Consider the following 25,748-nt stretch of genomic DNA (forward strand, 5'->3'; position numbering starts at 1 on the left):
CACGGAATGATCTACCACGGACGGGACCGCACCCCCTTGCCCTGCCGGGCGGAATCCGGCATCCCCAAGGCCAGACCCATAGCCCTGGAGGGCCCACCATGGACTATTCGAAATCCGGCAACCCCAAGGGTGCCCGCCGGGCACCGCGTGGGCCGGACCACGCCCAGAAGGGCGCGCCGAAATCGACCACGCCGCCGCGAGAAACCAAGGAACAGCTCCTCGCCCGGATGAAGGCTGCCGCGACCGCGAAGAAGGACCAGAAAGGCTGAGACCTGCCTCCCCCTACCTCGCCCCCGGCTTCTATGAGGACGCCATCGCGAAGGGCCGCCACCGCGAGATCGTCGGCGGTCGCTGGGACGAAACCGCCCGCATCCAGATGCAGGTCCTTCTGAACGAGGGCATGACGCCGGAGGATCACCTGCTGGATATCGGCTGCGGCGCGCTGCGGCTTGGCCACAAGGCCGTGCCGTTCCTGAAGCCCGGTCACTACTGGGGCACCGATGCCTCGTTGGCCTTGATGCGGCACGGCCGGACAACCGAACTGCCGGACCCCGAGGCGCTGCCGCTTGACCATCTGATCGAGGACGCCGACTTCGTCTATCCCGGGGTGCCCGACGGGATCACGCTTGCCATCGCCTTCGGGGTCTTCACCCATCTGCCTGCCCCGGCGCTGACCACGGCGCTGCGCAACCTGCGCCGCTTTGGACGTCTCAAAGCCTTTCTGTTCACCGTCTTCATCGCCCCGGATGGTGCTGGTCCGTTCCGGCAGGCCGATGGCGTCGTGACCCATTCGGACCGCCCGCCCTATCACATCACCGCAGCTGCGGCCGAGGCGATGATCGGTTCAGCCGGCTTCACTCCGGCGCGCCGACCGGCACTTCTGCCCCGGGGTCAGGTGCTCTGGGCCGCCATCCCGCCCTGCACGCCCTAGACCGCCCGGATGCTGCCAAGGAAGGCCGGGGTCGCCAAGCCCCGGTTCGCCCCTTGGCTTCGGGCCGGCAGCAAGGGCTGCACCGACCCATGGGGGATGGGTTGCCGGGGCAGCAGGCCTGAAAAGACCGCTCGTGCAAAGACATCGCGGGATCGCCCGTTAGCCGATCATCCGCCGCGTGCGGCACCGAATGCGGGCCGCAGGGGCGCCGCAGATCACGCAGCTGGATATCCTGACTTGCCACCGCATGGGCACGGCCGCACTCTCTGCCTATCAACAGTGGAGGCCCGGATGCGCGCCCTTACCCTTGCCCTTCTGCTTGCCGCCGCGCCCGTCGCTTCCGAAACCCTGTCGGAAGAGATCGCCCGCACCGGAATTTCCGCAACCAAGACAAGGCTGGCTGCCATGGCCGATCCTGCCAGCGAACAGCTGTTCGCGCTGGCCGGCCTGCGCTTCCTTGGGGGGGTAGAGGCCGCCCTGCAGCTGCGCTGGCAGACCGGTATGCGGGCCGACTGGTCCGAGCTGCCCATCCTGCGCCTGCCGATCCCGGAAAACCCCGCAGCCCGCCCCTTCGCAGCGGCTGATTTCACCACTCTGATCACCAATCTCGACGCCGAAATGGAGGCTGCCCGTGCAGCCCTGGCACAGCTTGGCGACCAGCCCTTCGCGCTGGACATCCGGCTAGCGGATCTGTGGTTCGACATCAACATGAACGGCACCCGCGACGATGGCGAGGAAATCGGCGCGGTGGCCGGCATTCTTGCCGGCGGACGCCGGGTCGGCATCCCGGTCGTCGATCCGGTGATCCGCTTCGACACTGCCGATGCCGCCTGGCTGTCGGCCTATACCCACTTCCTTTCTGGCTTTGCCTCGGTCGCGCTGGCCTATGACCCGGAGCCTGCGATCCAGCGGGTGATCGAATCCAGCAAGGCGATCTATGCGCTCTGGGGCGACACGCCGCCGCCGAACGCGATGGACATGATGTTCGGCCGCCAGGTGGACCGACTGGCCATGGTGCTGCTGGCGCTGTCGAACACGCCCGACAAGGGCCTTGCCGCAAAGGCGCACGGCCATTTCATGTCGATGATCGCCGAGAACCGCCGCTTCTGGACGCTGGTCGAACTGGAAGAGGACAACCAGGGCGAATGGGTGCCGAACGACAGGCAGGTTTCGGCCATCGGCCTTGTCATGCCCCCCGGGACCGGGACGCGGTGGCAGGCGGTGCTGGCCGATGCCGAGGCGCTGCTGACCGGCGAGAAGCTGATCCCGCACTGGCGCTATGGGGCCGAGGCCGGGATCAACCTGAAGAAGATGTTCGACAACCCCCCGCCGGTGGACCTGGTCACCTGGATCCAGGGCGAGGGCTTCCTTCCCTTCGCGGAAAAGGGCGAGCGGATCGGCATGGATTCCTGGCGCGACTTTGAACGTCTGGTCTCGGGCGATGCGATGCTGTTTGCCGTCTTCCTGAACTGATCGGGCCGGGATCCGGTGAAGGATCGTGCAGGTTTCCTTGCAGAATCCGGCCCGTGCCTTGCGGGTCGAATCACGGAGCCATTGGCGCGGAACGCTCGCGATCACAAATTTTCCAGTTGTGATCACGAAATTTCAGGGCGTGATCACATGATGCATTTTTCTGCGCCCTTCAGCGCTAACGGACGGAAATCCGCGTAGGATTACGCCTGCATTCATGCGATGAGGCCGGCAAGTTCATCAAGGGACAGGGTGCTGCGCCATGAACATCCACGAATACCAGGCCAAGGCGCTTCTGCGCAGCTACGGCATCCCGGTCAGCGATGGCCGCGTCGTGCTGAAGGCCGAAGAGGCCAAGACCGCCGCGGGCGAGCTGGACGGGCCGCTTTGGGTCGTCAAGGCGCAAATCCATGCAGGCGGCCGCGGCAAGGGCCATTTCAAGGAACCCGAGGCCGGCGAGAAGGGAGGCGTCCGCCTGGCACGCAGCGTGGGCGAGGCGGCCGAATTCGCCCGCCAGATGTTGGGCCGCACGCTTGTCACCGTGCAGACCGGCCCGGCGGGCAAGCAGGTGAACCGCATCTACATCGAGGACGGCTCGGACATCGAGAAGGAATTCTACCTTGCCCTGCTGATCGACCGGAAATCCAGCCGCATCTCGATCGTCGCCTCGACCGAGGGCGGCATGTCGATCGAGGACGTGGCGCATGCGACGCCCGAAAAGATCCTGACCTTCACCATCGACCCGGCGACCGGCCTGCAGGATTTCCACGGCCGCCGCGTGGCCTTTGCCCTGGGCCTCCAGGGCCAGCAGGTCAAGCAATGCGTGCAGATCGTGAAGAAGCTTTACCAGCTGTTCATCGACAAGGACATGGACATGCTGGAGATCAACCCCTTCTGCGTGCTCAAGGACGGCTCGCTGCGGCTTCTTGACGCCAAGATGGGCTTCGACGGCAACGCGATCTACCGCCACCCCGACATCGCCGCCCTGCGCGACGAGACGGAGGAGGATCCCAAGGAACTCGCAGCCTCTAAGTTCGACCTGAACTACATCGCGCTTGATGGCGAGATCGGCTGCATGGTCAACGGCGCGGGCCTCGCGATGGCCACCATGGACATCATCAAGCTTTACGGGGCGGAGCCCGCCAACTTCCTCGACGTCGGCGGCGGCGCGACGAAGGAGAAGGTGACGGAGGCCTTCAAGATCATCACCAGTGACCCGAACGTGAAGGGCATCCTCGTCAACATCTTCGGCGGCATCATGCGCTGCGACATCATCGCCGAGGGCATCGTCGCCGCCGTGAAGGAGGTCGGGCTGAAGGTGCCGCTGGTGGTGCGGCTGGAAGGCACCAATGTCGAGCTCGGCAAGAAGATCATCAACGAATCCGGCCTGAACGTGATCGCCGCCGACGACCTGTCGGACGCGGCAAGGAAGATCGTCAAGGCGGTGAAAGGCTGAAGCCCATGTCCATCCTCGTGAACAAAGCGACCAAAGTCATCTGCCAGGGCTTCACCGGCAGCCAGGGCACCTTCCATTCCGAACAGGCCATCGCCTATGGCACGCAGATGGTCGGCGGCGTGACCCCCGGCAAGGGCGGGACCGAACACCTCGGCCTGCCCGTCTTCGACAGCGTGCACGAGGCCGTGGCCAGAACCGGCGCCGATGCGACCGCGATCTACGTTCCCCCGCCCTTCGCCGCCGACTCGATCCTCGAGGCCATCGACGCCGAGGTGCCGCTGATCGTCTGCATCACCGAAGGCATTCCGGTCCTCGACATGATGAAGGTCAAGCGCGCCCTCATCAACTCGAAGTCGCGCCTGATCGGCCCGAACTGCCCCGGCGTCCTGACCCCCGGCGAATGCAAGATCGGCATCATGCCGGGCTCGATCTTCTCCAAAGGGTCGGTTGGGGTCGTGTCACGCTCGGGCACGCTTACCTATGAGGCCGTGAAGCAGACCACCGACGTGGGCCTTGGCCAGACCACTGCCGTCGGCATCGGCGGCGACCCGATCAAGGGCACCGAACACATCGATGTGCTGGAGATGTTCCTCGCCGACCCTGACACCCATTCGATCATCATGATCGGCGAGATCGGGGGCAGCGCGGAAGAGGAAGCCGCCCAGTTCCTCGCAGATGAAAGGAAGCGCGGCCGCTGGAAGCCCACCGCCGGCTTCATCGCCGGCCGCACCGCCCCGCCCGGCCGCCGCATGGGCCACGCGGGCGCGATCGTTGCCGGCGGCAAGGGCGATGCCGGGTCCAAGATCGAGGCGATGAAATCCGCCGGAATCGTGGTGGCCGACAGCCCTGCGGGCCTGGGCGAAGCCGTACTGAAAGCGATCAAGGGCTGAACTGGACCAGGGCGGGGGACGCCCCGCCTTTTCCCTCGGCGGTAGCTCCGCCCCAACAGGAAACGCGCGATGACCGACCAATCCCCGAACGCCGCCTTCGCCGCCTCGTCCTTCCTCGACGGGGCCAATGCCGATTATGTCGATCAGCTGGCCGCGCGCCACGCCGCCGACCCGAACAGTGTCGATCCTCAATGGGCCGAGTTCTTCAAGGCCCTCGGCGACAGCGAGATCGACGCCAAGCGCGCCGCGCAAGGCCCGTCCTGGGCGCGGGCCGACTGGCCGCCTACCCCGGCAGATGACCTGACCGCCGCGCTGACCGGCGAGTGGGCTGCGCCCCCGTCGGCGAAGGAAGCCCGCGCCGCCGGCGCCAAGATCGCCGCCAAGGCCGCCGAGGCAGGCGTCGCACTGTCCGAAGACCAGATCCAGCGCGCTGTGCTCGATTCCATCCGCGCGCTGATGGTCATCCGCGCCTACCGGATCCGCGGCCACCTGGCCGCCGACCTCGACCCGCTGGGGCTGGCCGAGAAGAAGTCCCACCCCGAGCTCGACCCGGCCTCCTACGGCTTCACCGAAGCCGACATGGACCGGCCGATCTTCATCGACAACGTGCTGGGCCTGACGCACGCCTCGATGCGCGAGATCATCGACATCCTGAAGCGCACCTATTGCGGCACCTTCGCGCTGCAATACATGCATATTTCCGACCCCGAACAATCGGCCTGGCTCAAGGAACGGATCGAGGGCTACGGCAAGGAAATCCAGTTCACGCGGGAAGGCCGGAAGGCCATCCTGAACAAGCTGGTCGAGGCCGAGGGCTTCGAGAAGTTCCTGCACGTCAAGTACATGGGGACCAAGCGTTTCGGCTTGGACGGGGGCGAGGCGCTGATCCCGGCGATGGAGCAGATCATCAAGCGCGGTGGCGCGCTGGGGGTGAAGGAAATCATCATCGGCATGCCGCACCGCGGCCGGCTGAACATCCTCGCCAACGTGATGCAGAAGCCCTACCGCGCGATCTTCCACGAATTCCAGGGCGGCTCCTACAAGCCCGAGGATGTGGATGGCTCGGGCGACGTGAAATACCACCTCGGCGCCTCGAGTGACCGCGAGTTCGACGGCAACAAGGTGCACCTCAGCCTGACCGCCAACCCCAGCCACCTCGAAGCCGTCAACCCGGTAGTGCTGGGCAAGGCGCGGGCCAAGCAGGATCAGCTCAACGACACCGCCGAACGGATCGCGGTGCTGCCGGTGCTGCTGCACGGCGACGCGGCCTTCGCCGGTCAGGGTGTGGTGGCGGAATGCCTGCAACTGTCGGGCATCAAGGGCCACCGGACGGGGGGTTGCATCCACATCATCGTCAACAACCAGATCGGCTTCACCACCGCACCCGCCTTCAGCCGGACATCGCCCTACCCCACCGACATCGCGCTGATGGTCGAGGCGCCGATCTTCCACGTGAACGGCGACGACCCCGAGGCCGTGGTCCATGCTGCCAAGGTGGCCACCGAGTTCCGCCAGAAGTTCCACAAGGACGTGGTCATCGACATCTTCTGCTACCGCCGCTTCGGTCACAACGAAGGCGACGAGCCGATGTTCACCAACCCGGCGATGTACAACCGCATCCGCAAGCAGAAGACGACGCTCCAGCTCTACACCGAACGGCTGGTGGCCGACGGGCTGATCTCGGCCGGCGAGATCGAGGACATGAAGGCCGCCTTCCAGGCCCGCCTCAACGAGGAGTTCGAGGCCGGCAAGGCCTTTCTGCCGAACAAGGCCGACTGGCTGGACGGGCGCTGGAAGAACCTGCAGACCAAGGATCTGAACACCTACCAGCGCGGTGAAACCTGGATCAAGGCCGAGACCTTGGCCGAGGTAGGCGCCGCGCTGACCCGCGTGCCCCCGGGCTTCGATCTGCACAAGACCGTCGCCCGCCAGCTTGAGGCCAAGGCCCGTATGTTCGAGACCGGACAGGGCTTCGACTGGGCCACTGCCGAGGCGCTGGCCTTCGGCTCGCTTCAGCTCGAAGGCTTCCCCGTGCGTCTGGCGGGCCAGGACTGCACCCGCGGCACCTTCAGCCAGCGCCATTCCGGCTGGATCGACCAGACCACCGAGGAACGCCACTACCCCTTGAACCACATCCGCCCGGGACAGGCGCGGTATGAGGTCATCGACTCGATGCTTTCGGAATATGCCGTGCTCGGCTTCGAATACGGCTATTCGCTGGCCGAACCGAATGCGCTGACGATCTGGGAAGCCCAGTTCGGCGATTTCGCCAACGGTGCACAGATCATGTTCGACCAGTTCATCAACTCGGGCGAGTCGAAATGGCTGCGCATGTCTGGCCTCGTCGTCCTCCTGCCCCACGGCTTCGAGGGCCAGGGCCCGGAACATTCCTCCGCGCGACTGGAACGGTTCCTGCAACTGTCTGCGGAAGACAACTGGATTGTTGCCAACTGCACGACGCCGGCGAACTATTTCCACATCCTGCGCCGTCAGCTGCACCGGACCTATCGCAAGCCGCTGATCCTGATGACGCCCAAATCGCTCTTGCGCCATCCGATGTGCGTCAGCCGGGCCGAGGATTTCACCGACGGCTCGACCTTCCACCGCGTGCTGTGGGACGATGCGCAGAAGGGCAACTCGACCCTGAAGCTCAAGGCCGACGAGAAGATCCGGCGCGTCATCCTCTGCTCGGGCAAGGTCTATTACGACCTTCTGGCCGAACGCGACGCGCAGAAGCTGGACGATGTCTATCTGCTGCGGGTCGAACAGCTTTACCCCGTGCCGACGATCTCGCTCGGCCAGGAACTCGCGCGCTTCCCGAAGGCCGAGTTCATCTGGTGCCAGGAAGAGCCGAAGAACCAGGGCGCCTGGTCCTTCATCGAGCCCGAGATGGAGGCGATCCTGACACGTGTGCGCGGCAAGCCTACGCGCATGTCCTATGCCGGCCGCAAGGCCAGCGCCTCGCCCGCAACGGGCCTCGCCTCCCGCCACAAGCAGGAACAGGAAACCCTTGTCGCCCAGGCCCTTGGCCTGAACTGACCTCGGACAGACCGGAGAAATTGAGATGACTGACGTTATGGTGCCCGCCCTCGGCGAATCCGTGTCCGAGGCCACCGTGTCCACCTGGTTCAAGAAGCCGGGCGATGCGGTGAAGCAGGACGAGATGCTCTGCGAGCTCGAGACCGACAAGGTCTCGGTCGAGGTGCCCTCGCCGGTCTCGGGCGTCCTGGCCGAGATCCTCGCGCCCGAGGGCACGACGGTAGCCGCCAACGCGCGGCTGGCGATCGTGACCGAAGGCGCCGCCGCAGCGCCGAAGGCCGAGGCCGCCCCTGCCCCCGCGCCTGCCGCCATGACCACTGCGCCCGCCGCCGCGAAATCGGTCGAGGACGCACCCAGCGCGAAGAAGGCCATGGCCGAGGCCGGCCTGACCCCTGACCAGGTTCAGGGCACCGGCCGTGACGGCCGAATCATGAAGGAGGACGTGGCCCGCACCGTGGCCGGAGCCGCAGGAACCGCCGCGGCCGCCGCAGCTCCGGCCCCCGCGCCCGCCGCCCTGCCCCGCGCCCCCGTTCCGGCCGAGGACGCCGCGCGCGAGGAACGGGTCAGGATGACCCGCCTGCGCGCCACCATCGCGCGGCGGCTCAAGGACGCGCAGAATACTGCGGCGATGCTGACCACCTACAATGAGGTGGACATGTCCGCGATCATGGAACTGCGCAACACCTACAAGGACGCCTTCGAGAAGAAGCACGGCGTGAAGATGGGCTTCATGTCCTTCTTCGTGAAGGCGTGCTGCCATGCCCTGAAGGAGATCCCCGAGGTCAACGCCGAAATCGACGGCCAGGACATCGTCTACAAGAACTACGTCCACATGGGCGTTGCGGTCGGCACGCCCTCGGGCCTTGTCGTCCCGGTGGTGCGCGATGCCGACCGGATGTCCTTTGCCGAAATCGAGAAGAAGATCGCCGAACTCGGCGCCCGCGCCCGCGACGGGAAGCTCAGCATGGCGGAGATGCAGGGCGGCTCCTTCACCATCTCGAACGGCGGGGTCTATGGCAGCCTGATGTCCTCCCCCATCCTCAACCCCCCGCAGTCCGGCATCCTTGGCATGCACAAGATCCAGGACCGCCCCGTGGTGGTGAACGGCCAGATCGTCATCCGCCCGATGATGTATCTCGCCCTCAGCTACGACCACCGGATCGTGGACGGCAAGGGTGCGGTGACGTTCCTGGTGCGGGTGAAAGAGGCGCTGGAGGACCCGCGTCGGCTGCTGATGGATTTGTGATCGCAATCGCGGAAGCACATAACGCCGGGGCGCCAACATCCCGACAGATCTGCGGAAAGGCAATCCAATGGCCTTAAATCAAAAGCACGATGTCTGTCTCGTGTCTCCGGTACCGTTGCTTGACGACTTCGCCGCAGACCTAGCGACCGTTCTGACAGAGCCCATTGGAACCGAGGTTGAATTGCATGTCGGGCTGCATCGCCCGGGCAAGCTGGCATCGTTCGCTCCTCGAACGCGTCGAGGGCTTTACGTCCGAATGCAGACCGAGCACATGCTGGACGTCACGGGGCGGCCGATGTGGAAAAGGCATCTTCTTGAGACGATCCAGCAGCAGGCAGCATCTTTTGACCTAGTGCTGGACCTGTCCGAAGGGAACCGTCCGATCTACGAAGATTTGCCTGCTGAAGTCCGGTCGCGCATTCATTTCGGCCCGCACATTTTCCCCGCATCGGCGCCACCCATCGCGATTGCGGCGGACGGTCCGACGCTGTTTTTCGGTGGAACCAACCGTCGCCGGATGCGCAATCTGCAACGCTTGCGCCAGGACGGTGTCAAGGTGCACGAGGTGCCCACCAATACCTTCGGCGCGGCACTTAGGGCGGAAATGACGAAAGCCTCCAGCGTCCTAAACCTACATTTTGCCGAAGGAATCTACACAGAAGCCCCACGCATTTTGAAGGCGATGCTGGCTGGGCTTCCAGTTCTGTCCGAGGAACTGGCCGCTCCTTTCGTGGCTGATCTTCATTACCTGTCAGTGCCGCAGGCCAACAAAGCTACTAAAGAACGACTTGCAGAAATTTACGCCAATATGTGTTGCTTACTGAGCACCGAATTCTCGCTGCTTGGCTTTCTGCGCCGCGTGGCAATGGACCAGGTGGTGTCAAAATGATCCCACTGTGCTCCTGTCTGTCCGCCCTGCTCCTCGCCTCCATCGCCACCACCCAGGTCATCCCCACCGGCACACCCGCCGCCGCGCCGGAAACCCTCGCCCTGCCGCCCGACACCCCCTATTCCGAGGTGGCCCGCTACTGCCAGGCCCAGACCCACTGGTTCATGCGCATGAACCGCCGCAACTTCACCGAGCTTGCCGTCGCCCTGCCCGAGGCCTTCGAATGACCCCCGAGCTCACCGCACTCGCCCTGGCCGGCCTCCTGCAAACGGTCCAGTTCCTCCTCTTCGCCATCCCCGCAAACCTGGAACTTGGCACCGGCTACACCTCGGGTCCCCGCGACACCCCGCCGCCCCGACCGCTCTCAACCCTCACCGGCCGACTGCAACGCGCAATGATGAACCATTTCGAGGGGCTGATCCTCTTCACCCTCGCGGTCGTCGTGGTCACCCTGGGCAACCAGTCCACCCCGGTCACACAATACGCCGCATGGACCTATCTCGCGGCCCGGGTGCTCTACATCCCGGCCTATGCTGGAGGCCTGCGCCCTTGGCGTTCGGTCATCTGGGCGATAGGCTTTCTGGCAACCCTGACGATGATCGCTGCAGCCCTCATCTGACTTCTTCTTCCGTTCGCAAATATCCCACGGAGGTCCGGGGGTGTGAAACCCCCGGTTCCCCAACCAGACCAGAGGATCCGACCCATGGCAGATTTCGACACCATCTTCATCGGCGCCGGCCCCGGCGGTTATGTCGGCGCGATACGCGCCGCACAGCTTGGCCAGAAGGTCGCCTGCGTCGAGGGGCGCGAGACGCTGGGCGGGACCTGCCTGAACGTGGGCTGCATCCCCTCGAAGGCACTGCTGCATGCCACGCACCTGCTGCACGAGACGCACGAGAACTTTGAAAAGATGGGCCTCATGGGCGCCGCCCCCAAGGTCGACTGGGTGAAGATGCAGGCCTACAAGGCCGATGTCGTTGCCGGCAACACGAAGGGCATCGAATTCCTGTTCAAGAAGAACAAGGTCACCTGGCTGAAGGGCTGGGCCACGATCCCCGCCCCCGGTCAGGTCAAGGTCGGGGACGAGATCCACACTGCGCGAAACATCGTCATCGCCACCGGTTCGGAACCCTCCACCCTGCCTGGCGTCGAGATCGACGAGCAGACCGTTGTCACCTCGACGGGCGCGCTGACCCTTGCCCAGCCCCCGAAATCGATGGTGGTGATCGGCGCGGGCGTGATCGGGCTGGAGATGGGCTCGGTCTATGCCCGGCTTGGAACGGAAGTGACGGTGGTCGAATATCTCGATGCCATCACCCCCGGCATGGATGCCGAGGTCGCCAAGACCTTCCAGCGCATCCTTGCGAAGCAGGGCCTGAAATTCATCCTGGGCGCGGCGGTGCAATCGGTAACCAAGAGCAAGAAGGGTGCCACTGTCAGCTACAAGCTGAAGAAGAATGACAGCGAGGCCACGCTGGAGGCCGAGATCGTCCTCGTCGCCACCGGCCGCAAACCCTATACGGCAGGTCTTGGCCTGGAGGCGCTGGGCGTCGAGATGGGCCCGCGCGGCACCATCAAGACCGACGCGCATTTCCAGACCAGCATTCCCGGTCTCTACGCCATTGGCGACACCATCGCCGGTCCGATGCTGGCCCACAAGGCGGAAGACGAGGGCATGGCCGTCGCCGAGATCCTGGCCGGGAAGCATGGCCACGTGAACTACGGCGTCATTCCGGGCGTGATCTACACCACGCCCGAGGTGGCGAATGTAGGCAAGACCGAGGAACAGCTGAAAGAGGATGGCCGGGCCTACAAGGTGGGCAAGTTCCCCTTCATGGGCAACGCCCGCGCAAAGGCGGTGTTCCAGGCGGAGGGTTTCGTGAAAATCCTTGCCGACGCCACGACCGACCGCATCCTGGGCGCCCACATCATCGGCCCGGCCGCGGGCGACCTGATCCACGAGATCTGCGTCGCGATGGAATTCGGCGCCTCGGCGCAGGATCTGGCGCTGACCTGCCACGCGCATCCGACCTGGTCCGAAGCCGTGCGCGAGGCCGCGCTCGCCTGCGGCGACGGCGCGATCCACGCCTGACCCCGGCCTTCAGGTGCCGAGCGGTCTCGGCACCTCTTCATCCGACGGGTCGATGGCGATCGGCCGGAACATTGGAAACCCCTCGGCGACTTCCCGTACCGAGGGGGCAAAGTCGAACAGCCCGAAGAAGCGCGCGACACCAAAGCTTTCGATGGTCTGGTCCAGGTATTCGGCGACGATCCTGTCGTAATTGTCACGCAGCACCGTGTTGCCCGGCGACAGGTTCGTGACGCAAAGCATACCCGTCGGGCGCAGGTCCAGCATCGTCATCTTCAGGTCTGGGCGCCATTTCCGGAGGATAGGCACCAGCTTCCAGACATCCCCCGTCCATGCGCCGCGGACCGCAGCCAGATCGCGTGTTGTCCTCTCGCTGTCGATCGGCACGCAGTCGTGCATCAGGATGACGCCTTCCGGATCGCTGGCCGTTTCGGTGCCGATGAAGTCGCGCAGCAGATATTCGAACAGGTGCATCCCGTCCAGAAAACTCACGCCCGGCCGGATGCGGTTGGCTTGCAGGAAACCCGAGGCGAAGAAGTCGTCGCTGGTCGTCTGGAACATATGCAGCGCCGGCTTCTGGCGGATCACGTCGATCCGCACCCGGAAACGGGGGTCCACGGCAATCGCCTTGCCGCGCACGGGGGCGAGGGACGCTCCGGTGCGACAGCCGATTTCCAGATACCAGTCGAACAGGATGCAGCGATGCAGTTCCGACAGGAAGTCGAGATAGTGATAGCCCCTGGGCCTGCGAAACATGGCGATCCCCCTGCCTGCGTCTGGCCACGGCGTCCGCGGCTGCCGACCGCGACCGGGCCGTCCGCCCCACCGCGGTGGTAGAAGCGGCAGGCGCCTGCCGCAAGCCTTGGCCGAGGGATCGGCCCCGCCTCAGTGCGCCGGTCGGATGAAGGTGCCGTTGCGCAGTTCCGCAAAGGCCTGGCGCAGTTCGGCCTCGGTATTCATCACGATCGGCCCGGCCCATGCCACCGGCTCTTCGATCGGCGCGCCCGAGATCAGCAGGAAGCGAACGCCCTCTGGCCCGGCCGTTACCGTCACCTCGTCGCCCGCACCGAAGCGGACCAGCGTCCGGTTGCCGGACAGGTCGCGGATGTTGACCTCCTGCCCGGCAACTTCCTTCTCCAGAAGTACGCCCTCGGGCCGCGCGGCATCGCGGAAGCTGGCCGATCCCTCGAACACATAGGCAAAGGCCCGGCGGCGGGTATCGACCCTGAACACCTTCCGCCTGCCCGCAGGTACGACGATGTCCAGATATTGCGGTTCGGCCGCGATGCCATCGACCGGGCTTTTCACGCCGCGGTAGTCGCCGATGACCACGCGAATGCTGGTGCCATCATCCTCATGCCGTTCCGGCAGTTCCACCCCCGGAATGTCCTGATAGCGCGGGTCGGTCATCTTCAGATGCCGTGGCAGGTTGCCCCACAGCTGAAACCCGTGCATCCGGCCCTGCGCATCGCCTTTCGGCATCTCCTGATGCAGGATGCCGCGCCCGGCGGTCATCAGCTGGAGGCTACCCGGCCCCAGGATGCCCCGGTTGCCGAGCGAATCGCCGTGCTCCACCGTGCCGGCAAGGACATAGGTGATCGTCTCGATTCCCCGGTGCGGATGCCAGGGGAAGCCGGCCATGTAGTCGCGCGGATGATCGCCGCGAAAGTCGTCGAACAGCAGGAACGGGTCGGCCTCTGTCGGATCCTGGAACCCGAAGGCACGGTGCAGATGAACGCCCGCCCCCTCGATATGAGGCAGGGCGCGGCGGGTCTCGATGACGGGACGGATGGACATGGGATGCCTCGTGGAATTGCGGTTGTCCTGAAGATGGGGCCTGCGAGTCCGCGCGCCAAGGCGAAAATGCGGGGGGGGTCATTGTGCGAAAAAGCACAAATCGACTGGCGCATGTTGCGACGCAGCCCGAATTGCAGGCGCGGCAGTCACCCTGTCAGATGCCGCAGGCCCTGCGTCACGTCGGTCCGCACGGCCAGCCGCAGGCCGGGTTCGTCCCCCGCCTTCAGCGCGGCCAGGATCATCCGGTGATGCTGCGGCGGTTCGCGGCGCTTCACCTTTTCATACACCGCCCGCATCGTCGGACCCAGTTGCAGCCAGACCGTTTCGCACATCGCCAACATCGCCGGGGTCTGGGCGCGCAGGTAGAGCGTTCGGTGAAACTCCAGGTTGGTGCGCACATAGGCAACGGCTTCGCCCTTCACCGCGGCTTCGGCATTGGCCATGTTGATCGCAGCCAGCCGCTCGATCAGCGCGAAATGCGCGCGCGGCAGGGCGCGGGCGGCCATCTCGGGTTCCAGCAGCGCACGAATCGCCGCCAGCTCCTCGATCCTTTCGGGGGTCAGCTCCGGCGTCGAAATCCGGCCCGAGGAGGAAAGCGTCAGCGCCCCTTCCGCCACCAGCCGCCGCACCGCCTCGCGCGCAGGGGTCATCGACACGCCGAACTGCTTGCCAAGGCCCCGCAGCGTCAGCGACTGGCCGGGATCCAGTTCGCCATGCATCACCTGCTGGCGCAGCGTTCGATACAGCTTTTCATGCGCGGCGGCATTGGGATCGGGGGGGCGGGTGCTCATGGCCGGCAGGGAACACCCCGCGCGGTCGGGGGTCAATCCTGAAAGCGCAGCCGGTGCAGCGCCTGGCCCTGCGCATGCAGCCAGGCGCGCTGCGCCTTCCAGCCGGGACAGATGCGCTCGACCACCGCCCAGTAGGCCGGCGAGTGATTCAGTTCGACCAGATGCGCGACCTCATGGGCTGCGACATAATCCAGCACCGGGGGCGGGGCCATGATCAACCTCCAGGAATACATCAGCCGCCCGTCCGGTGAGCACGAGCCCCACCGCGACCGGGTATCGCGCAGCACCAGCGTCGAGTAGCGCCGCCCCACCAGCCCGGCATAACGGGTAGAGGCCGTTGCCAGCCGGTCGCGCGCCAGCACCTTCAGCCAGGCCGCCACCCTTGGTGCCGCGTTGGCCGGATCCCCAGGCACCAGCAGGCTGTCGCCTTCCACCCGGATCGACCGGCCTGCGCCCTGCTCCACGAGCAGCTGCCGCCCCTCGACCGGAACCACAGACCCCAGGCCCACCGGCCGCACGGCCGATTCGGGCATCGACTCGAGGGTCTGGCGCAGCCAGCCCTCGTGCCCCTTCAGGAAAGCCAGCGCCTCGCCCTCGCGCGCGCGCAGCGGCATCGACAGCGTCACCTTCCCGTCAAGCCGCGACACCCGAAGCGAGAATCGCCGTGCCCGCGCGGATCGCTTCAGATGCACCTCGACGGGCGGAGAGCCGGGCAGGATCGCCATGAAAACCCCTTGAAACCTGCGTCCAGGATAGCCATTTGCCGCGCCTCACGAAAGCCTTTGACAGTCGCCTGCACCTGTGGCAAGCGGCGTCATTCTGCTACCCACCGCTCGAAGGGATGACCATGCCCAAGGAAGAATGGGGCACGAAACGCATCTGCCCGACCACCGGCAAGCGTTTCTACGACCTGAACCGCAACCCGATCGTCAGCCCCTACACCGGCGAGATCGTGGATATCGAATCGGTCCGCCGCAAGATGGCCGCCAGCGTCATCTCGCGCATCGCGCCCGACAAGGACGAGGATGTCCTGGTCGAGGATCTGGAGACCGATGACGACCTGCTGGAAGCCGCCGCAAGCGACGACACCGAGCTGGACGATGACCTGCTGGAAGACGACACCGACGACAATGTGTCGCTCGACGATCTGGCCGACGTGGCCGGCGACGAGGAAGAGGTCTGAGACGGAAGCCGTGACAAGGGGGGCGTGAATTTTCCCCCTTGCACCCCCCGGCGACCTGTCCTAGACACCCGGCATCACGCCGCAGGGCGTGATGCTTCTCTCCGGTGGGGTCATAGCTCAGATGGGAGAGCGCTTGAATGGCATTCAAGAGGTCGGGGGTTCGATTCCCCCTGGCTCCACCAAAGAGAACGTGAAAGCGGGGCGGTTTTGACCGCCCCTTTTTCATTGCCAGTCCGGCAATGTCCGGCCGCATCGGCATGACTTGGCTTGACATCGGCAGGCCAAGGGCCCATGTCCCCCAAGTCCGAAGTCCGTGCCGCGTGAGCACCGAAAGGCCCGGACGAAAGGTTCCCACCATCACGCAGGGGCGCCGCCGCGCGGCACGGTCACGGACATTCGTCCGGGGCGAGGGTCGCGGGCCCTTTGACGTATGGAAGACCCCCATGACCTCGTTCGCCGACCTCGGCCTGTCGCCGAAACTTCTGAAGGCGCTGGAAAAGACCAGTCTGAAACAGCCCACGCCAATCCAGGTGCAGGCCATTCCCCACATCATGAAAGGCGCCGACCTGATGGGCCTGGCCCAGACCGGCACCGGCAAGACCGCCGCCTTCGGCCTGCCGCTCTTGCACCGTCTGCTTGACATTGGCCATCCTCCGGGCCCGAAACATGTGCGCGCGCTGATCCTTGCGCCGACGCGGGAACTGACTACCCAGATCAGGGACAATCTGGAAACCTTCACCAAGGGCACCGCTGTCAAGGTGACGATGGTCGTCGGCGGGGCCTCGTTGTTCAAGCAGGCTCAGGCCCTGTCGCGGGGAACGGATGTCCTGGTGGCCACGCCCGGCCGGCTGATCGACCTGCTGGAACGCGGCGACGTCAGCCTGGAAAAATGCGGCTACCTCGTCCTCGACGAGGCCGACCACATGCTCGACATGGGCTTCATCCATTCCCTGCGGAAGATCGCAAGGCATATCCCGCTGAAGCGTCAGACGCTGCTTTTCAGCGCGACCATGCCCAGGGACATCGAGGAAATCGCCGACACCTACCTGCGCAGCCCGGTGCGCGTGCAGGTGGCCCCCCCGGGCAAGCCGGTGGAGCGGATCGTGCAGGGCGTCCACTTCATCCCGAACGGCGACAAGGCCAGGCTCCTGGAGGACTACCTCAAGAAGCACCCGGGCGAACAGGCCCTGGTCTTCGGCCGCACCAAGCACGGGTCGGAAAAGCTTGCCAAGCTACTGGCGTCCTGGGGCTTCAGGGTAGGCTCGATCCACGGCAACAAGAGCCAGAACCAACGCGACCGCACCCTGACAGAATTCCGGACCGGCGAGCTTGATGTTCTGGTTGCAACCGACGTGGCCGCACGGGGCATCGACATCCCCACCGTTCGGCATGTCTACAACTACGACCTGCCGAACGTGCCGGAAAACTACGTCCACCGCATCGGCCGCACCGCGCGTGCGGGGGCCCAGGGGACGGCGGTCGCCTTCTGCGCCCCGGCTGAGATGGTGGAACTGCAAGCCATCGAGAAGCTGCTGAAGAAGCCGATCCCGGTTATCGGCGGCGCGCCTTGGGCAGCCGAAATCGTCGCTGCGGCACCAAGGCCAGGCCAGAACCGGGGGCAGCGCCCGCAGCGGTCCGGCGGGCCGAAGCCTGCGGCCAAGCCGCAGGGCCAGCGCCCCGGCGGCAAGCCTGTGGCGGGGGCCCGGCCGCAGGGCGGCCAGGCCAGCCCGCGGCGCGGTTCTGGCGGCAAGCCCGGCCAGCCGCATCGCAGGCAGGGCTGAACGCGGGCATGGACCGCCACTCGAAGAACTGCCTCTCGATCAGATCGCCGCGCATTGCCCTTGTCGCCATGCCGTCGATCACATGGCAAGGGCCGTCGTCGCCCAAGTGTCCCATCGGGCAAGCAGGGTCGGGTCAAGGATCGGGCGATGCCCCGGCGGTATCAGGGACCGAAGCCCCTGCCGCCTGACAGTCATGGCGGTGCCGGGTTTCCTGCCCCGGCCATGGCGCTTGCGGGCTGTCCACAGCTCGGCTAAGCGGCGGCGCATGGCCAAGCTCTACTTCCACTATTCCACGATGAATGCGGGCAAATCGACCGCGCTGCTGCAAGCCTCGCACAACTACCGCGAGGGGGGCATGGCAACCTATCTGATCACCGCGCGCCTTGACAATCGCGCCGGGCAAGGCCGCATCGCCAGCCGCATTGGCATTGGCGAGGACGCTGACACCTTTGCCCCCGGCGAAGACATGTTCGCCAAGCTTCAGGCCCGTTTCGCTGCCGGAAAGGTTGCCTGCGTCTTCATCGACGAGGCACAGTTCCTGTCCAAGGAACAGGTCTGGCAACTGGCCCGCGCGGTGGATGACCTGGGCGTGCCGGTCATGTGCTATGGCCTGCGCGTCGATTTCCAGGGCAACCTCTTCCCCGGCTCGGCCGCGCTGCTGGCCTGGGCCGACGAGATGCGCGAGGTGCGCACCATCTGCCGGTGCGGCAAGAAAGCCACCATGGTCATCCGCCGCGGCCCCGACGGACGCGCGCTGAAACAGGGCGAACAGGTGGTGATCGGCGGGAACGAGACCTACGTCAGCCTTTGCCGCCGTCACTGGCGCGAGGCGGTCGGCGACTGAGGCCCGGACGGGCGGGCGATCAGCACACCCGCCAGCACGATCAGCGCCATGCCGGCGGCAGCCAGCCAGGTCAGCCTTTCCCCCCACAGCAGGTAGCCCCAAGCCGCCGACGCAGGCAGGATCACGTATTCGAACACTGCCACCCGCGACGCCTCGGCCATCTGGTAGGCCTTGACGAACATCCCCACGCCCAGCAGCGACCCCGCGGCCTGCACGAAGGTCCACCACAGAAAGGTGCCGCTTGGCCAGACCGCTCCCCTCTGGACAAAACCCGCCGCGCCTTCGGCAACCGGCACGGGGAACACCGCAAGCATCACCATGCCGATCAGCCCGAAGACCCCGAGAATGCCGAAGAACCCGGCAACCAGCACCTCGGCGCTTTCGCCCTCGCACCACTGCCGGGTGGCGATGTTGCCCATGGCATACAAGGCCCCGGAAATCACTGGCAGCAGCGCGGCCAGCGTCGCCCCCTGCACCGCCTCACGGCCCAGGACCAGCACCACACCGGCAAATCCGACGGCCACGGCCAGCACCTGAATGCGGCTGATGCGCAGCCCATAGACCAGACGCTGGATCAGCAGCACGAAGATCGGCGCGGTGAACAGCCCCGCCGCGACCTGCGCCACCGGCAGGAAGGCCAACGCCCCGAAATAGATCAGCATCGCCGAACCGTGGATCAGCGACCGCGCCACCACCGCGCGCGGGTTCTTCGGACGCAGTCGAAGACCCAGGGGCATGGCCAGGATGGCAAGCAGTGCAAAGGCCATAGCCGTGCGCGTGGCGTGGAACTGCCACAGTCCTGCATCCTGCGCGATCACCCGGACGTAATTGTCGGTGTAGGCGATTATGGTGGCATAGATCAGGATTGCGCCGAAGGCGGCCAGGGTCCGGTTCGGGGTCTCGCTCATGATCTTGCCTGCCTCTTGTCTGCCCGTTCTGCCCGACATGGCACCGGCCAGACCGCCTGAACGCGACCTTGCAGCGCCGCTTGCAGGCCTTGCGACTGCGGAAATCGCCATGTCCAAGGCGATTGTGGATGCCCGGCGCTGGCGATAAGGTGCCGGGGAACAGGCAGAGACCCAGAGGCCGATGACGGCGCTGAAGAAGTATCAGAGGCTCGAATGTTCGGGCCTGTGGCGCGAGACACCGCACGACCAGCGCCGCGAGGTGCTGGTGCGCTTCGGCGAGGCGACGCTCATCCTGTCCGACCCGAAAAGCGGCGAGGCGATCAGCCATTGGTCCCTTCCCGCCGTGATCCGCATCAACAGGGGCGAGGAACCGCCGGTCTTTGCCCCGGGCACGGAATCGGCCGAAAGCCTGGAACTGACCGAACCCTACATGATCGCCGCGCTGGATGCGGTCCGCGCCGCTGTCACTGCCGCTGTGCCCCGCCCGGGGCGACTGCGCGGATTGATCCTTGGCGGACTGGCGCTGCTGGTAGTCGGGCTGGGCCTGTTCTGGCTGCCCGGCGCGCTGATCGGCCACACGGCCTCGGTTCTGCCGCCAGCACAGCGGGCCCAGATCGGGCAGCGTGTGCTTGACGATCTGTCGCGCGTGACGGGGGCGCCCTGCGACAACCAGCTGGGACTTGAGGCCCTTGCCCGGCTGGCCGGCCGCGTCTTCGGACCGGTCGATACGCCAATCCTCTACGTCATGCCCGAAGGGGTGGATCAGCCGCTCCACTTGCCCGGCGATGTCATCATCCTGCCGCGCCGGCTTCTGGAACAGGCCAACGGGCCGGAAGCTGCGGCCGGCGCGGCGCTGGTGGAAGGCCTGCGCGCCCGCGCGGCCGATCCGATGGTGCCGCTTCTGGAATATGCGGGCCTGCGCGCCACCTTCCAGCTTCTGACCACGGCGGACCTGCCCGATACCGCCATCAAGGGCTATGGCGAAGCCGCGCTGCGCGCCGCACCTGTCAGGCTGTCCGACGACGAGCTGATCCGCGCCTTCGAGGCTGCGCAGATCCCCGCCACCCCCTATGCACTGGCCGTCGATCCCGACGGCGCAATCACCGGCGGTCTCGCTGCGGGCGATCCCTACAAGGGCCTGGCCCCCGCGCCACTTATTCCCGACGAATCCTGGGTCGCGCTGCAAGGCATCTGCGGCGCCTGATCAGGGCCCCACAACCATCACATCCGAAAAGCCCAGGACCAGATACTTCTGACGGGCCCGCGCCGCCGGTTCCACCGTAGCGAATGGCCCGGCACAGACCGTGACCCGGCCCGCATTGCCCGTAGCCTGGCCCTGCGTTGCCGGGCGGTTCAGCGATCGCAGCATGGCAATCATCTTGATGCAGCGGAAGCCACATCGAAGCGGCCCACCGTGAACGGATGACGATTCGTGCCGCCCTAAGGTCCTGCCGATGCGGCCGGCGCTGAAGGGGCAACACCGTCTTCTGCCACGGGTACCCGCCGACCCGAAGGCGGATTGTCGCACATGGGTGCACCCTGCCGCGTGACCCTGGGCACCCAGACCGGATTTCCGGGCGTTCCCGCCCGCAGGAACAGGCAGCCCCGGCTGTCAACATACTGCTGGCCGGCATAGTCGGGCGGCGGCAGTTCGGCCGGGCGGATCAGTTCGGCCGGCGCCGGACCGGCCGGCACGATGGCAAGGGCAGCGCCCGCCAGCGCAGCCGACAGGCAGACCGCCCCACGCCGCATGCTACTTGGTCCCGAACATGCGGTCCCCGGCATCGCCGAGCCCGGGCACGATATAGCCGTGGTCGTTCAGATGGCTGTCCACCGCCGCCGTCACTATGGGCACATCCGGGTGCGCCTCTTTCATCCGGGCGATGCCCTCGGGTGCCGCAAGCAGGCACAGGAAGCGGATCTGCTTCGCTCCGGCCTTCTTCAACAGCGACACTGCCGCCGCGCTGGAATTACCCGTCGCCAGCATCGGGTCGACCACGATGGCGATCCGGTCCTCCATCTGTTCGGGCAGCTTGCAGTAATATTGCACGGGCTGCAGCGTCTCGGGGTCGCGGTAAAGGCCGATGAAGCCCACGCGCGCCGCCGGGATCAGCTCCAGGATCCCGTCCAGAAGCCCGTTGCCCGCCCGCAGGATGCTGACAAGGGCAAGCTTCTTGCCCTCGATCATCGGGGCGTCCATTTCTTCCAGCGGGGTCTCGATCCGCTTGGTCGTCATCGGCAGTTCGCGCGTGACCTCATAGGCCAGAAGCAGGCTGATCTCGCGCAGAAGCTTGCGGAAACTGGCGGTCGAGGTGTCCTTTTCCCGCATCAGGGTCAGCTTGTGCTGAACCAGCGGGTGCGACACGACGGTCAGGTGATCCAGCATTCAGGCCTCCAGCTTCTGCGCAACTCTGGTTCTGGTATCGGCGTCACAAAAGGCAGCGTCAAGCGACTGGCGCGCGATGCGACGGAATTGCCGTTCATCCCAGTCGAAGGCACGGTGCAATTCCTCGTATTCCCGCGCCATCGTCGTATGGAAGAACGGCGGATCGTCGGTCGATACCGTGACCTTCACCCCGCGCCGGTCCAGTTCGGCGATCGGGTGGGCCCGGAACGAGGGGTAAAGCCCCAGCGCCACGTTCGATCCCGGACAGACCTCCAGCACGATCCCCGTCTCGGCCAGTTCATCGACCAGCGCGGGGTCCTCGATCGCCCGCACCCCGTGCCCGATCCGTTCCACCGCAAGATCGCGTACCGCGTCACGCACGCTGTCCGGCCCGCCCCATTCCCCGGCATGCGCCGTCAACCGCAGGCCCGCCTCGCGCGCACAGTCGAAGGCCCAGCGGAAATCCTTCGGCGCGCCCATCCTCTCGTCGCCCGCGATGCCGAAGCCCACCAGCCAGTGGTCCGCCGTCTCGGCCGCGCAAAGCGCCGTTTCACGCGCCTTCTCTGGCCCGAAATGTCGGATGCAGGTGACGATGCCGCGCAGGATGATTCCCTGCTTCCGCTCTGCCTCCTCGGCTGCCTCGCGGATCGCGTGCAGATATTCCCGCCAGGCCGCCAGATCGCGCCCCCCGCAGAAATCGGGGGACAGGAAGGTTTCGGAATAGACCACGCCCGAGGCCGCGGATTCCTCCAGCACTGCAAGCGTCAGGCGCCGGTAATCCTCGGGCGTCTGCAGGGCCGAGGTCGCCGCTTCGTAGACCTTCAGGAAATCCCAGAAGTCCCTGTAGCGGTAGTTTCCCCGCGCATCGAAGATGCCGGATATGTCCAGATGCTTCTCGGCCGCCAGACCCCGGATGAAGGCTGGCGGCGCCGCGCCTTCCAGATGCAGATGCAATTCCACTTTCGGCAATCCGCTCACGGGGCACTCCATCCCTTCTTCCGTTCACAAATATCCCACGGGGGTCCGGGGGTGTGAAACCCCCGGGGCCGGTCACAGAAAACTCCGCCCAGGCCCTTCCGGGGCCACCCCCAGATGCGCCGCCACGCTCGCCCCGACATCCACGAACCCGCGCAGGCCCACCTCGCGCCGGCCCAGGCCCCAGCCCACCACGGGCACCCGCTCGCGCGTGTGCTCGGTTCCGGCCCAGGTCGGATCGTTGCCGTGATCGGCGGTGAAGATCGCCAGATCCCCCGCCCGCAGGTTGGACAGGAACCGCGGGATCTGGGCGTCGAACCACTCCAGCGCACGGGCATAGCCTGACACGTCGCGCGGATGGCCATACAGCGTGTCGAACTCGACGAAGTTCGCGAAGGTCAAGGAACCGGGCTCCGCCTCGGCACCCAGCCGCACCAGATGTTCGAAAAGGTCAGCGTCCGACTTGCCCTTGTGCAGCGTCCCGATGCCCCGCATCGAGAAGATGTCGCCGATCTTGCCAATGGCATGCGTCGCCCGCCCGGCCCCGACCACCCAGTCCAGAAGCGTCGGAGAGGGCGGCGCGATGGCGAAATCCTTGCGGTTCGCAGTGCGCCGGAAATCGCCGCAGGTGCCGGTGAAGGGCCGCGCGATCACCCGGCCGACCTTGCGGGCGTGCAGCATCGGCGCCAGGTCGGCACACAGCTTGAGCAGCCGCTCCAGCCCGAAGGCCTCTTCATGCGCGGCAATCTGGAACACGCTGTCGGCGCTGGTATAGCAGATCGGCCAGCCGGTCCGCAGATGCTCCTCGCAATGTTCGGCGATGATCGGCACGCCGGAAGCATGGCAGTTGCCGAGGATGCCCTCGGTCCCGGCCAGCCGGCAGACCTCGGCCACGATGTCATCGGGGAAGGCGGGCACGGTGTCGGGGAAATAGGTCCAGTCCCAGGGCACCGGCACGCCGGCCAGCTCCCAGTGCCCGGACGGCGTGTCCTTGCCCTTCGACACCTCCTCTGCCGCCCCCCACAGCCCCTCGGGCACGGCATCCAGCCCCGGCGTGGCCGCGCCCGAAGCCAGCCGGATCGCCGCCCCCAGACCCAGCCGGTCGAGGTTCGGCATCCGCAGCGGGCCAGACCGGCCGGTCTCGGCCCGGCCCTCGGCGCAGGCCGCCGCGATGTGGCCCAGCGTGTTCGCGCCCGCGTCGCCGAAGGCTGCCGCATCGGGCGCCCCGCCGCAGCCGACCGAATCCATCACCACAAGAAAGGCGCGGGCCATCAGGCGATCCTCTTCTGGATCAGGGCGGGCGCTTCTGGCGCCTCCGGCCCGATCCGGTAGGCCGCCTGCACCGCGGTCACCGCCGCCCGCGCCGCATCCTCGCTGGCGGCGTGCACCTTGGCCAGCGGCACGCCGGCCCCGGTTTCCTCGCCGATCCCGGCCAGGTCCGACAGCCCGACCGAGGGGTTCACCTTGTCCCCCTCCCGCAACCGACCGCCGCCCAGATGCACCACCGCATGGCCCAGCGCCTCCCCGTCGATCGCCACGACATAGCCAGCTACCGGTGCCGGCACATCCAACACCACGGGCGCCGAGGGCAGCCTTTCCGGCCAGCGTTCGATGAAATCCGCAGGCCCCCCCTGTGCCGCGACCATGCGCCCGAAGATCTCGGCAGCCCGGCCCGACTGCAAGGCCTCGGCGATCCGGCCCGCGCCATCGGTCGCATTTGTCGCCAACCCGGCAAGGGCCAGCGCCTGGCCGCCCAGACTGACCGTCAAAGCCCGAAGCGGGCTGTAGCCCGAAGTGCCGGTCAACGTCTTCATCACCTCGATCACCTCCAGCGCGTTGCCTGCCGCGGTGGCAAGGGGCTGCGACATGTCGGTGATCAGCGCACTGGTCATGCAGCCTGCACCGCGCGCCGTCGAAACCAGCGCACGCGCCAGCGCCTCGGCCCGTTCCGGCGTCTTCATGAAGGCACCGCTTCCGCATTTCACGTCCAGCACCAGGGCCTGCAGCCCCGCTGCCAGCTTCTTGGCCAGGATCGACGCAGTGATCAGATCGATCGACTCCACCGTGCCCGACACATCGCGGATCGCATAAAGCCGCCGGTCAGCCGGGGCCAGATCGGACGAAGCTGCCACGATCGCACATTTCACTGCGTCGATCTGCGCCCGCAACGCCTGTTCCGTCAGGGCGGTGCGGAAACCGGGTATCGCCTCCAGCTTGTCCAGCGTGCCCCCGGTATGGCCCAGGCCCCGGCCGGAGATCATCGGCACATAGGCCCCGCAGGCCGCCAGCGCCGGGGCGAGCAGAAGCGAGGTGCAATCGCCGATCCCGCCGGTAGAATGCTTGTCCACCACCGGGCCGGGCAGGTGCCAGGACAGAACCTTTCCGCTGTCGCGCATGCCCAGGGTCAGCGCGACCCGGCCTTGCTCTGACAGCCCCTTCAGAAGTACCGCCATAGCGAAGGCCCCGGCCTGGGCATCCGTCACCTCGCCCGAGGCAAGCCCCGCCGCGAACCAGCGCAGGTCGTCGGCCGAAGGCTCACCCCCGTCGCGGACCTTTGCGATGATCGAACGCGCGTCTGTCACGTCCGCTCCATGTGCGCGGCGGTAAACAGGCCAGGCAGAAGTTCGGCCACGGTCATCACTTTCTGCTTTCCATCGGTCGTGCACATTGTAACCCTCACTTCGGGGGCCGCGAATTCGGCAATCTTCTGCCGGCAGCCGCCGCAGGGGGGCACCGGGTCGGGGCTGTCGGCGATGACCAGAATCTCGGCGATCCGGTTATCCCCCGCCGCGACCATCGCGGCGATGGCGCCAGCCTCGGCACAGGTGCCTTCGGGATAGGCTACGTTCTCGACATTGCAGCCGACATGCACCGCGCCGCTTGTCGCGCGCAGCGCCGCCCCCACCTTGAAGCGCGAATAGGGCGCATAGGCCCTTTCCCGCACCGCCGTTGCGGCCTCAAGCAGCGTCATCGCCATCCCCTGTTTGACCATTTGGTCAGAGTGTGAGCCGAAGGCGCGCTTTCCGCAAGCGGGGTGTGCTTCGCATACGTCTCTGGCGTCTCGTCGCGGGTC

General features: G+C 66.3%; 26 protein-coding genes, 1 tRNA gene and 1 pseudogene. 16 read left to right on the forward strand and 12 right to left on the reverse strand.

What is annotated here, in order from left to right; all coding sequences use genetic code 11:
• Nucleotides 1-98: 98 nt before the first annotated feature.
• The 11 genes and pseudogenes from EYB42_RS17320 to lpdA all read left to right on the forward strand — a co-directional run bounded on the left by EYB42_RS17320 (nucleotide 99) and on the right by lpdA (nucleotide 12,013).
• Nucleotides 99-269 (forward strand): hypothetical protein, encoded by a 171-nt coding sequence (locus EYB42_RS17320; protein ID WP_167850952.1) that lies wholly within the window; start codon nucleotides 99-101, stop codon nucleotides 267-269.
• Nucleotides 270-376: 107 nt separating this feature from the next.
• Nucleotides 377-931 (forward strand): class I SAM-dependent methyltransferase, encoded by a 555-nt coding sequence (locus EYB42_RS07160; protein ID WP_240784018.1) that lies wholly within the window; start codon nucleotides 377-379, stop codon nucleotides 929-931.
• Nucleotides 932-1,222: 291 nt separating this feature from the next.
• Entirely contained in the window at nucleotides 1,223-2,404 is a 1,182-nt protein-coding gene (locus EYB42_RS07165) for a hypothetical protein (RefSeq protein WP_135449192.1), read from the forward strand.
• A gap of 259 nt (nucleotides 2,405-2,663) precedes the next feature.
• A complete protein-coding gene (gene sucC / locus EYB42_RS07170) occupies nucleotides 2,664-3,857 on the forward strand; it encodes an ADP-forming succinate--CoA ligase subunit beta (protein WP_135449193.1) in 1,194 nt (397 codons plus the stop codon).
• Nucleotides 3,858-3,862: 5 nt separating this feature from the next.
• A complete protein-coding gene (gene sucD, locus EYB42_RS07175; protein ID WP_135449194.1) occupies nucleotides 3,863-4,747 on the forward strand; it encodes a succinate--CoA ligase subunit alpha in 885 nt (294 codons plus the stop codon).
• 69 nt (nucleotides 4,748-4,816) lie between these two features.
• Nucleotides 4,817-7,786, forward strand: coding sequence for a 2-oxoglutarate dehydrogenase E1 component (locus tag EYB42_RS07180; protein ID WP_135449195.1), 2,970 nt, complete (start codon nucleotides 4,817-4,819; stop codon nucleotides 7,784-7,786).
• A 13-nt stretch (nucleotides 7,787-7,799) separates the two neighbouring features.
• Nucleotides 7,800-9,032: pseudogene (gene odhB / locus EYB42_RS07185) on the forward strand (2-oxoglutarate dehydrogenase complex dihydrolipoyllysine-residue succinyltransferase); the annotation flags it as partial.
• Between the two features lie 271 nt (nucleotides 9,033-9,303).
• Nucleotides 9,304-9,921, forward strand: a complete 618-nt coding sequence (locus EYB42_RS07190) for a hypothetical protein (protein WP_167850953.1) — start codon at nucleotides 9,304-9,306, stop codon at nucleotides 9,919-9,921.
• Nucleotides 9,918-10,148, forward strand: coding sequence for a hypothetical protein (locus EYB42_RS07195; RefSeq protein ID WP_135449197.1), 231 nt, complete (start codon nucleotides 9,918-9,920; stop codon nucleotides 10,146-10,148). Before EYB42_RS07190 ends, EYB42_RS07195 begins: the two co-directional genes overlap by 4 nt.
• Nucleotides 10,145-10,540, forward strand: a complete 396-nt coding sequence (locus EYB42_RS07200) for an MAPEG family protein (protein WP_135449198.1) — start codon at nucleotides 10,145-10,147, stop codon at nucleotides 10,538-10,540. The genes EYB42_RS07195 and EYB42_RS07200 overlap by 4 nt, the downstream gene beginning before the upstream one ends.
• Nucleotides 10,541-10,624: 84 nt before the next feature.
• A complete protein-coding gene (lpdA, locus tag EYB42_RS07205) occupies nucleotides 10,625-12,013 on the forward strand; it encodes a dihydrolipoyl dehydrogenase (protein WP_135449199.1) in 1,389 nt (462 codons plus the stop codon).
• Nucleotides 12,014-12,022: 9 nt separating this feature from the next.
• Here lpdA and EYB42_RS07210 read toward each other — a convergent pair whose 3' ends face one another.
• The 4 genes from EYB42_RS07210 to EYB42_RS07225 all read right to left on the reverse strand — a co-directional run bounded on the left by EYB42_RS07210 (nucleotide 12,023) and on the right by EYB42_RS07225 (nucleotide 15,323).
• On the reverse strand, nucleotides 12,023-12,766 hold the full coding sequence (locus EYB42_RS07210) for a class I SAM-dependent methyltransferase (protein WP_135449200.1): 744 nt from the start codon (nucleotides 12,764-12,766) through the stop codon (nucleotides 12,023-12,025).
• A gap of 129 nt (nucleotides 12,767-12,895) precedes the next feature.
• On the reverse strand, nucleotides 12,896-13,807 hold the full coding sequence (locus EYB42_RS07215) for a pirin family protein (protein WP_135449201.1): 912 nt from the start codon (nucleotides 13,805-13,807) through the stop codon (nucleotides 12,896-12,898).
• A 146-nt stretch (nucleotides 13,808-13,953) separates the two neighbouring features.
• A complete protein-coding gene (locus EYB42_RS07220) occupies nucleotides 13,954-14,598 on the reverse strand; it encodes a GntR family transcriptional regulator (protein WP_135449202.1) in 645 nt (214 codons plus the stop codon).
• Nucleotides 14,599-14,630: 32 nt separating this feature from the next.
• Nucleotides 14,631-15,323, reverse strand: a complete 693-nt coding sequence (locus tag EYB42_RS07225) for a M48 family metallopeptidase (protein WP_135449203.1) — start codon at nucleotides 15,321-15,323, stop codon at nucleotides 14,631-14,633.
• A 122-nt stretch (nucleotides 15,324-15,445) separates the two neighbouring features.
• On the opposite strand from EYB42_RS07225, the gene EYB42_RS07230 reads away from it, so the two are divergent.
• From EYB42_RS07230 to EYB42_RS07245, 4 genes are all read left to right on the forward strand, one after another.
• Nucleotides 15,446-15,781 carry a TIGR02300 family protein gene (locus tag EYB42_RS07230; RefSeq protein ID WP_135449204.1) on the forward strand — a complete coding sequence of 112 codons (336 nt, stop codon included), beginning with the start codon at nucleotides 15,446-15,448 and terminating at the stop codon, nucleotides 15,779-15,781.
• A gap of 106 nt (nucleotides 15,782-15,887) precedes the next feature.
• Nucleotides 15,888-15,963: transfer RNA gene (locus EYB42_RS07235), tRNA-Ala, on the forward strand.
• A gap of 261 nt (nucleotides 15,964-16,224) precedes the next feature.
• On the forward strand, nucleotides 16,225-17,562 hold the full coding sequence (locus tag EYB42_RS07240) for a DEAD/DEAH box helicase (RefSeq protein WP_135449205.1): 1,338 nt from the start codon (nucleotides 16,225-16,227) through the stop codon (nucleotides 17,560-17,562).
• Nucleotides 17,563-17,827: 265 nt separating this feature from the next.
• A complete protein-coding gene (locus EYB42_RS07245; RefSeq protein WP_135449206.1) occupies nucleotides 17,828-18,406 on the forward strand; it encodes a thymidine kinase in 579 nt (192 codons plus the stop codon).
• Here EYB42_RS07245 and EYB42_RS07250 read toward each other — a convergent pair.
• Nucleotides 18,379-19,314: a DMT family transporter gene (locus tag EYB42_RS07250; protein WP_135449207.1), complete on the reverse strand. Its 936-nt coding sequence runs from the start codon at nucleotides 19,312-19,314 to the stop codon at nucleotides 18,379-18,381. The two genes, EYB42_RS07245 and EYB42_RS07250, sit on opposite strands and share 28 nt — an antisense overlap.
• A 181-nt stretch (nucleotides 19,315-19,495) precedes the next feature.
• Here EYB42_RS07250 and EYB42_RS07255 point away from each other — a divergent pair, with 181 nt between their 5' ends.
• Entirely contained in the window at nucleotides 19,496-20,518 is a 1,023-nt protein-coding gene (locus EYB42_RS07255) for a hypothetical protein (protein ID WP_135449208.1), read from the forward strand.
• On the opposite strand, the gene EYB42_RS17325 is transcribed toward EYB42_RS07255, so the two are convergent.
• The 7 genes from EYB42_RS17325 to EYB42_RS07285 form a co-directional block, all read right to left on the reverse strand.
• Complete coding sequence (locus tag EYB42_RS17325) at nucleotides 20,519-20,683, reverse strand: hypothetical protein (RefSeq protein ID WP_167850954.1); 165 nt, start codon at nucleotides 20,681-20,683, stop codon at nucleotides 20,519-20,521.
• Between the two features lie 71 nt (nucleotides 20,684-20,754).
• Entirely contained in the window at nucleotides 20,755-21,066 is a 312-nt protein-coding gene (locus EYB42_RS07260; protein ID WP_135449209.1) for a hypothetical protein, read from the reverse strand.
• 1 nt (nucleotide 21,067) lies between these two features.
• Nucleotides 21,068-21,700: a uracil phosphoribosyltransferase gene (upp, locus tag EYB42_RS07265; protein WP_135449210.1), complete on the reverse strand. Its 633-nt coding sequence runs from the start codon at nucleotides 21,698-21,700 to the stop codon at nucleotides 21,068-21,070.
• Complete coding sequence (locus tag EYB42_RS07270) at nucleotides 21,701-22,678, reverse strand: adenosine deaminase (RefSeq protein WP_240784020.1); 978 nt, start codon at nucleotides 22,676-22,678, stop codon at nucleotides 21,701-21,703. It lies immediately after the preceding gene.
• Nucleotides 22,679-22,750: 72 nt separating this feature from the next.
• Entirely contained in the window at nucleotides 22,751-23,947 is a 1,197-nt protein-coding gene (locus tag EYB42_RS07275) for a phosphopentomutase (protein ID WP_135449212.1), read from the reverse strand.
• Nucleotides 23,947-25,257 (reverse strand): thymidine phosphorylase, encoded by a 1,311-nt coding sequence (locus EYB42_RS07280; RefSeq protein ID WP_135449213.1) that lies wholly within the window; start codon nucleotides 25,255-25,257, stop codon nucleotides 23,947-23,949. Before EYB42_RS07280 ends, EYB42_RS07275 begins: the two co-directional genes overlap by 1 nt.
• A complete protein-coding gene (locus EYB42_RS07285) occupies nucleotides 25,254-25,667 on the reverse strand; it encodes a cytidine deaminase (RefSeq protein WP_205909965.1) in 414 nt (137 codons plus the stop codon). Before EYB42_RS07285 ends, EYB42_RS07280 begins: the two co-directional genes overlap by 4 nt.
• Nucleotides 25,668-25,748: the final 81 nt, after the last annotated feature.

It is taken from the genome of Tabrizicola caldifontis (assembly GCF_004762095.1).
Taxonomy (GTDB): domain Bacteria; phylum Pseudomonadota; class Alphaproteobacteria; order Rhodobacterales; family Rhodobacteraceae; genus Tabrizicola; species Tabrizicola caldifontis.